This window comes from Ruegeria discodermiae (assembly GCF_030758345.1).
GTDB lineage: Bacteria > Pseudomonadota > Alphaproteobacteria > Rhodobacterales > Rhodobacteraceae > Ruegeria_C.
The window spans coordinates 58,289-66,329 of sequence record NZ_JAVAMO010000023.1 but is presented as its reverse complement, the minus strand read 5'-3'; the positions used below and the strand labels follow the sequence as shown (position 1 = coordinate 66,329).

Below are 8,041 nucleotides of genomic sequence, written 5' to 3'. Positions count from 1 at the left end.
GCACGATTTACAATTCACACATCATAGCTCTCTTGCAGCACCCATTAAATGTCCTGTGTGGATGGCTCCTGCATAGCAAGACATTTTTTTGATCTGATATGAGCGTCTGTCAGATGCAGTCGTGTGTCCGGCCTTTTTGCGCGGTGGGATCTGTCGCAAAGTTCAATGCCAGTTCCGATACGAGTATAAATTCTGCTCAAAACGATCAGTTTTGGGCCCACTGGCGCAAGCTCGTAGGCGTTCAGTTCTTCTCACGTTACATGCAAGCCATTCTGCCACTGAATACCGCGCCCACAGATCGATGTCTTCTTCCGATCTGGTTTCATCGATCCTGTTAAACTCCGCCGGAATAGTCTCCAACCTTTTGCGTTTAGCTGGGATGGATTTCCGTCTAGTCTATTCTAATCGAAATCCGGTCTGAACGCCCCTTGGCGTCAACCACCACAATCGCCGCGTATCCCTTGCCGGGATTGGGGATCTCAAACTCCCTGTCTCTCATTCCAGTCACCAGCGGCCGCTCATTTGAAAGCACAGCATAAGGAGCAACGCCTCCGCGTAGTTTGACTGTGAGCCGTGCTCCATCCGTAGTCAGCCTTGCGCCGTCGGGGGGAAACAGAAGAAGGGGTGCGTCTGTCGGAATCTCGAACGCTGCGCCACGCGGGCGAAACCGTTGCAGTGGCGGGGGCAGTTCGGCAGTCCCAACGATCAGAGCCGATGGCGGAGGCGCAGGGCGTGCGTCAAATGCAGGCTTTAGAAATCCGAATGCTTCGAACAGGAGCGGAGCCGCCATGTCTCCGCCAAACGCGCCGGGAACGGGTGTGCCGTCTGCGCGTCCTATCCAGACCCCGATTACATGACGCCCGTCGTAGCCGATGGCCCAGGCATCGCGATGTCCGTAAGATGTCCCGGTTTTATAGGCCAGTACCCCCGTAGGGGCGCCGGGCGGCGGGACAAGGCCCGCCAGAATGTCGCCGATCTGCCAGGCAGAGACTGCAGATATGACTCGTGGTAGAGAGTCACCCGACTCGGAAAGACGGTAATGCAGAACCGGTCCGGCCCCACCCGCAGCGATCGAGGCATAGAGCTGAGCCAGATCATTCAGGCTCAGACCCATCCCGCCCAAGGCGACCGCCAAACCGGGTGACGATCCCGGCAGACGGGGGGCTGCACCGGTGCGCCGCAGCGCCTCCATGATTCTTCCCGGACCCAGTTCATGGGCCAACCGCACTACCGGAATGTTCAGTGACATCTGCAATGCCTCGCGCACCCGCACATCGCCCCGATACATCCCATCAAAATTGCGCGGCGCATAGCGCCCGAACATTACCGGCCCGTCATGGATCAGCGTCTCGGGATGAGCCAGCCCCTGATCGAAGGCCAACCCGTAGATCAGCGGTTTGAGTGTCGATCCAGGCGACCGCAGGGCAGTGGTCATGTCCACAAACCCTTGCCGTTCATCTTTGTACCCAGCCGAGCCGATTGAGGCCAAGATCTCGCCGTTCTGGTGGTTTGCAACGATCATCGCCGCAGACAGCTGTGGCCCTGCGCGGCGCGCGGCGCGGGCAATCAACGGCTCAAGCCGTGCCTGCAGGTCGCTATCCAGTGTCAGGTCATGTGCCGCGAGGCCCGGTTCGACAGCGCGCACCCGGTCCGCAAGATGCGGCGCAAGCCGGGGGAATGGGCGCATCACGGCGGGCAGCCTGTCTGTAAGGGCGGCCTGCATCTCGGGCGTCTCCAGCACGCCCTGGCCGGCAACGCGGCGCAGCACCCGATCGCGGGCGGCGCGTGCAATCACCGGATGACGATCTGGTCTCCGCGCCTCGGGCGATTGCGGCAGCGCAACCAGCAGGGCCGCCTCGGCGGGTGTCAGGCGGCGGGGCTCCTTTCCGAACCACGCAAGGCTCGCGGCCCGGATCCCTTCCAGATTGGCTCCATAGGGAGCATGTGTGAGGTATAGTGACAGGATCTCACCCTTGCTCAGCCGCCTTTCCAGAGCCAGTGCAACACGCAACTGGCGCAGCTTGCCGCTCCATCGTCCCGTCGGGCCGTCCTCGATCAGCCTTGCGACCTGCATCGTCAATGTTGAGCCGCCCGAGACCGTCTTCCCATTGAGCAGCGCCTGCCAGACAGCGCGCGTCAGCGCCAGCAGGTCGACGCCGGGATGAGTGCGGAAACGCTTGTCTTCGTAGCGCATCAGCATCGCCAAAAAACCCGGGTCGACATCGCCAGGCCGCAATCGCCAGATCCCGTCATCAACCGGGTAGACGCGCAACAACTTTCCATTCCGATCGCGGATTTCAATCGAAGTCTCAGCCAGAACCGGGGGCAGGACCGTGCGATCAACCCAGGCGTCGAACCCGTCGCGGGCAATCGCGGCCAAAAACAGACCGATAGCCAAGCCCAAGAACAACCGCGCGGGCTTAGACATCAATCCAGCCCTCACAAAGATCGGGATAGCAGGTGACGAACCCGGTTTCGTGAATATGCAACTCGGCTTTATATTGCCGCGATGCGCATAACACGCGATCAACTGCGAGGTGGCGATAGGTCTGATCCAGTGGAGCGAGATGGTCCAGCGCCGGGGGCAACCACGTGGCACGGACCGTCATCGAACCACGACCTGCGCCGTCCCGGTCCGCGCGCGGTAGCTGGGGCGATACATGTCCTCGACCGAGGCCGCGGGATGGTGGAAGGTTCCGGGGCTCACCGCGCGCGCAACATAGGCCAGCGTAACTGGGGCGCTTCCCGTCAGATCGACCGCCGCGAGAAACCGGTCGCTGCGGAACTCGGTATGTGTCGCGTCCGACAACGAAAGCCAGTCCAGCGCCCGAACATCGCCCGAGCGCAGAAGGCTGGGATTGTCGATCTCGATTCCAGCGGGCAGCGGGTCGTCAACCGCCAGTCGCGCGCCGCCGGTTTCCGACGGTGCGACGGTCAGCACGGTCACGAACCGGTCGCCAACGGCAAAACTGTTGCCCTCGATCGGCGTGCCGTCCATCGTATAATAGGCGCGGGTGATCGCGTAACCTGTCCCGCCCGCCTCTGGCGGGACACGCGGAACACCGGTGACGGTCAGGGTGATGTCGGTGCTCTGGCTATCAGCGGCGGTGATGTTGATCGGCTCACTGGTGCTGTCATCCAGCACCTGCACAAACGGTCCGTCAACAGCGGCTCCGTTGAGGCGCAGTCCCGCGCTTTCGGGCGCAGAGATCAGGGCGTGCGCGGCCATCAGCGACCAGACGGCCTCCTGTGTCGAGGGCCGGTCAATCGGTGCCGTCACCCGGTGGACCAGCGCGTCGAGGTCGACCGCTGCGCTGCCGACCTCGCTGGCCAGTGCCAGTACGGCGGCCGTATCGCGCAAATCCGTGCCGTAATCGGCGCGCCAGATTGCGGGTTCGGTGCCGGTCCGGCGGCTTAGCATCGCTGCCGCGCGCGCGAACATCGCATCAGCGCGAGTCTGATCGCCATAGGCTGCCAGTGCCGCGCCCATCTGCGCTGCCGCCAACGGGGTTGCAAAGGCGTCGCCCTTTACATCCGCATAGTAGCGTAGATCGCCCATCGAGGCGGCGCCTTCGCGGGCGAGTACCAACAGAGCATAGGCGATATCCTCGCCGCCCTTGTCGAAATCAGGGGCGTAGTTGATGCGGTTGCGCAGGTTATCCATGGCCTGGGCAAAAGCCCGGTCCGGTACCGCGTGGCCCTGTGCCCGCGCACGCGACAGGAAGTCGCTGACATAGGCATCCAGCCAGAAATCCCCGCTTGCCGGTCGCCACAGGCCAAAGGCACCATTCGCGGATTGCCGGGTCAGAATACGCTCGACCGAGGTAGCGATCCGTGCGTCTACCGCCGGGCCGTCGCCAAGCCCCGAGGCTTGCGCGACGGATGAAAGATAGAGCAGCGGCATCGCCCCACTGGTCACTTGTTCGGTGCAGCCATAGGGATAACGGTCCAGATGCGCCAGCAGGCCTGCCGCGTCGAATTTCGCGATGGGCCCTGCTGAGAGCATGGCTTTGGCGCTTCCCGGCTTCATGTCCGCGAACACATCCGATGAGAACAGGAAGCTGTCCCCAGTTCCCAGCGAAAACCGCCGTGTCAGAGACACAACCGGGTCATTTGCGCGGATCGGCATCCGGAGGTTTTGTGTCAGCGGCTTGCCGCCCGGCGGGGTCAGCGTGATCGCAATCACCAGGTCGCCCGGCACACCGGCGCGCAGTGGGATATCCAAAAGAGCCTTGCCGCCCTTGTCAAGCGTCACGGTGCCCGGAACCGGGCCGATCTCCAGCCCGTCGGAGCTTGTGACCGACAACGGCATCTCGCCCGACGGTCCGCTGGCATGCGCCAGTTCCAGACGCAGGCGGCTTTCGTCACCCGGTGCCAAAAAACGCGGCAGGCTTGCGGTAACGACAACGGGATCGCGCACGATCATCTCGGCTTCGGCCTGTCCGATCGCAGTCTCGGACCAAACCACTGCCATCATCCGGACGGTGCCGTTGAAGACGGGCAGGGGCAGGTCGATCTCTGCCGCGCCATCGGCGCCCAGTTGTACCGGCCCGCTGAACACGGCCATCAGATCCTGCGTCGGCGGTGGCGATTGCATCCGCATCCCCGCATTCGCATCCCCGCCCGACCGCACGGTACCCAGCGCGCCGTTCATACCATCGATCAGACGACCATAGACGTCGCGCAGTTCAACTCCCAGACGACGCTGGCCAAAATAATGACCCCGCAGGTCGGGGCTATCGAAGCCGGTGAGGTTCAGAATGCCGACGTCAACTGAGGCAATGGTCAGCCAGACGGTTTCGTCAGCGGGCACATTTTCCACCCCAATACGGATTTTTTGCGTGTTTCGCGGGGTGGCCGTTTCCGGCGCTTCTATCGTGACTTCCAGCGCCCGCTCCGCGGGGTCGACCGTTGCATGGGCCACGCCCATCGCGCGCGCCGGATTGTGGCCTGCCGCAACATCCATGGGCCGGATGACCGTGGCCGTCACATAGACGCCGGTGCCCCAATCCTCGGTGATGGTCAGCGGAACAACCGTCTCGCCCGCCGCGACCGGCATGGTCCGTCTAGCGATGAGGCGGTCAGACAGAACCTCGATCTGCGCGATACCTGACATGCGCGGTACCAGCCGCAGCTGCGCGGTGTCTCCGACCCGGTAATCTGCGCGGTCCAGTGACATTTCCAGACGGTCGGGCGTGGTCGAGCTGTCCTCGGCCCCATACCAGCCCGCGCGAAAATCCAGCGCGGCTGCGGCATAGGCACCGTCCAGCCGCTCAACGACCAGTTCATAGCGTCCCCAATCCACCGGTTGCGCCAGTGCTAGCGGTTCGGTACCCAGATCCGCCTTGTCCGAGGCGATTCGGGTGCGGCGGGTTGTCGGCTCCCAGTTCCAGTTGCCGTAAAGCTGGTACCATTGATAGCTTGTCTCGATCCGGTTCAGGGTCCAGCGCACGCGCATTGGCGCGGGGGTCAGATCGGGGGATAGTCCGATGACCTGAAATGTCGCCTCGGTTCCCTCGCTAACCACACCGTCGAATTGCGGCCTAATCCCAATGACCGGGGCCTGCGGCCGGATGGGCACCACCAGTTGCCGCTCGACGGGACGGCCTGAGCCATCGGCCAAGCGCGCAGTGACCGTCGCCTCCAGCGGTTTGCCCTCGATCTGCGACAGAGGGATCTCGACCGGCACCGTGGCCTGGCCCTGTGCATCTGTGCGCGCATCGCCGAACTGGCTGGCCTGAATCCGGCTTTCCGCATCATAGCGGCCGAACCGATAGCCGTCATATCCGTCAAGCTCTTCGGCTGAGCGCAGCGAAACCTGCCCGTTGATACTCAGATCCGAGCCGGGCGCACCAAACAGGTAGGTCGCGTCGATCCGCAGCGGCGGGCTGTCGCCGGGGCGCAGCGGTGCATTGGGCAACGACAGGTCGAAATCGATGCGCTCGGGCAGGAAATCCTCGACCAGAACCGTCTGACTGGCCAGTGCCGCGCCCTCGGGATCGGATTTCACCTCGATCCGCCAGGTGCCGCGCGGCACATCCGCGCTGACCGGCACGGCAAAGACATGCCCGCCGGCCATCCCGCGATCCGAAACGATGCGGCGGTATTCTACCCCGTCGGGGCGGCTGAGAATGGCCGTCAGCGGCAGGCCGTCGATGGCCTGTGCGGTGCCATCCCGCGCCAGAGCGGTCACATGGATGGTCTCTCCCGCACGATAGGCCCCGCGATCCGTGGTTAGAAACACGTCGACCGGTCCGGCGGGCGCGCGCCCCTCGACCCCGCGATCGGACAGGTCAAACGCTGGGTCGGTCAGCGATAGAAAGTTGAAATCGATCTCGCCCTGCGCCGCCAGAATCAATGCAGGAGCACCAGCGCCGCGTCCGCGGGTCAGGCCGGGCTCGAACCTTGCATAACCCTGATCGTCGGTCTGCGCGGTTGCGATCACCGAGTTAGCCTGCGAGATCAACGAGATCTCGACATCTGAGCGCGGTTGGGCGTCGGCCAGACCCAGCACGGTGACATGCAGGCCATCCGTGCCTGTTTTGGAGCTGATCCCGAGATCCGACAGTGCAAACCACTGCGTCGCGCCCGGATCGTCATAAGGATCGACGCCCGGCACGCGCGCCCTCAGCGCATAGATCCCCGGCGGCTGATCAGCAATCGCCTCGGCCATGGGCAGGCGTGTCGTCATATCGCGATTGAGTTCGCTTTCGACCTGCGCGGTTCCGGTCCAGACCTCCTGAGCGATCTCTTTGGAGAATTGCTGGTCCTGCCAGCGGCTGAGCGGGCGGCCAAAGAACCCGTCCTGAACGACGCGCAGCAGATTGCGGTCACTGATCCGGCGCAGTTGCAGGTTCAACTCGGTCAAGTTCACGGTTTCAACGGGCAATGCTGCATCGGCGATCTTGGGCAAGACATAGCTGCGCCCCGGGAACCGGACCGAGGGCCCGCGATCGCGCACATAATGGGTCAGTTCGACGTCCTTGCTCAGAATCTCACCCGAGGCTGCGGGCAGCCCCTTGCGGAAAGTGATCCGATAGCGTTCGCCATGCGCTACGCCGTCAAAGCAAAGGGAGCGCTCTTCGGTCTGCACCACCAGGTAAGGCTCGGGAAGCTGGACATAGGTTTCATAATCAACGCCAGCCTTGACCAGTGGTTCGGAGAACTGCGCGCAGATCCGCGGGGTAGCTGCATTGCTGTCGACCTGACTGTCTGTGATGCGGAAGCCGTATTTGCCAATGGCAGTATCCAGCGCCGCAAGAACATCCTCGTGCGGTTGGATGTCCGAGGCCATACGCAGCGCTGAGACCATGTCCCGTCCCCTTTCGTTCCATTCCAGCGCCGCTGCCATCCGGGTCAGCGCATTGGCCTGCTCCGGCGGTGTTCCGGCGCGCAGATAGCCATTGATCGCCGCGCTCAGCGCCGGCAAGCGGTCGTTTCGATCCTTGCCGGCCATAAGCAAGCGGGCATAGTCGGCCCAAAGATCCCAGCGATCGCCAAGAGACACAGCACGCCCGGTCCAGCGCAATTCCTGGTCACGATTCTCGGCCACAGACAGCGCCTGCAACACGTTGCCCAATGTCAGCCCGCCAGCAGGATAGAGCAGGCCAAGGTCACGCGCCTGTACCTGGGCACGATCAAAGTCGGCCCTTTGCAAAAACTCCAACTCGCGCGCACGGGCGAGTGATAGCTCCAGTATGCCGGCGTCAGTCGCAACCTTGCGCGCCGAGATAGCCCCCAAATAGGGTTCGGTCTTCTCGACACCCATCTTCGGAAAACAGGCATCCGAGCGAGAGTTGAAGGTAAATGCAGTGCAGCTTGCGTTGGCCGAACAGGCCCGCACACAAGAGTTCAGATCGGTGTCGAACAGAGCGTCCAGATCAGAGCCATAGAAATCGGCATCGCGGGTCACGACATAGCGGTAGGCGCTGGTTTCCGCATGAGCGGGTTGTGGGCTGATCCCCTCGAACGACACTATCAATGCAGTTAAGAAGAATACAAAGCGGTGCATGATGACCTCCTGTTTATGCGCAGGCTCGCA

3 protein-coding genes are annotated in these 8,041 nt (G+C 62.9%); all 3 read right to left on the bottom strand.

Annotation, left to right across the window (positions count from 1 at the left end):
* Positions 1-391 precede the first annotated feature (391 nt).
* From pbpC to Q5Y75_RS26080, 3 genes are read right to left on the bottom strand one after another with little or no spacing between them, the layout of a single operon-like run.
* Positions 392-2,428 (bottom strand): penicillin-binding protein 1C, encoded by a 2,037-nt coding sequence (gene pbpC, locus Q5Y75_RS26090; protein WP_306203076.1) that lies wholly within the window; start codon positions 2,426-2,428, stop codon positions 392-394.
* Positions 2,421-2,609 (bottom strand): putative glycolipid-binding domain-containing protein, encoded by a 189-nt coding sequence (locus Q5Y75_RS26085; protein WP_306203074.1) that lies wholly within the window; start codon positions 2,607-2,609, stop codon positions 2,421-2,423. Before Q5Y75_RS26085 ends, pbpC begins: the two co-directional genes overlap by 8 nt.
* Positions 2,606-8,011: an alpha-2-macroglobulin family protein gene (locus Q5Y75_RS26080; RefSeq protein ID WP_306203072.1), complete on the bottom strand. Its 5,406-nt coding sequence runs from the start codon at positions 8,009-8,011 to the stop codon at positions 2,606-2,608. The genes Q5Y75_RS26085 and Q5Y75_RS26080 overlap by 4 nt, the downstream gene beginning before the upstream one ends.
* Positions 8,012-8,041 lie beyond the last annotated feature (30 nt).

Bases quoted from the DNA above. Each gene is read 5' to 3' on its own strand.
- pbpC (WP_306203076.1), bottom strand. From the start codon at position 2,428: ATGTCTAAGCCCGCGCGGTTGTTCTTGGGCTTGGCTATCGGTCTGTTT.
- Q5Y75_RS26080 (WP_306203072.1), bottom strand. From the start codon at position 8,011: ATGCACCGCTTTGTATTCTTCTTAACTGCATTGATAGTGTCGTTCGAG.
- Q5Y75_RS26085 (WP_306203074.1), bottom strand. From the start codon at position 2,609: ATGACGGTCCGTGCCACGTGGTTGCCCCCGGCGCTGGACCATCTCGCT.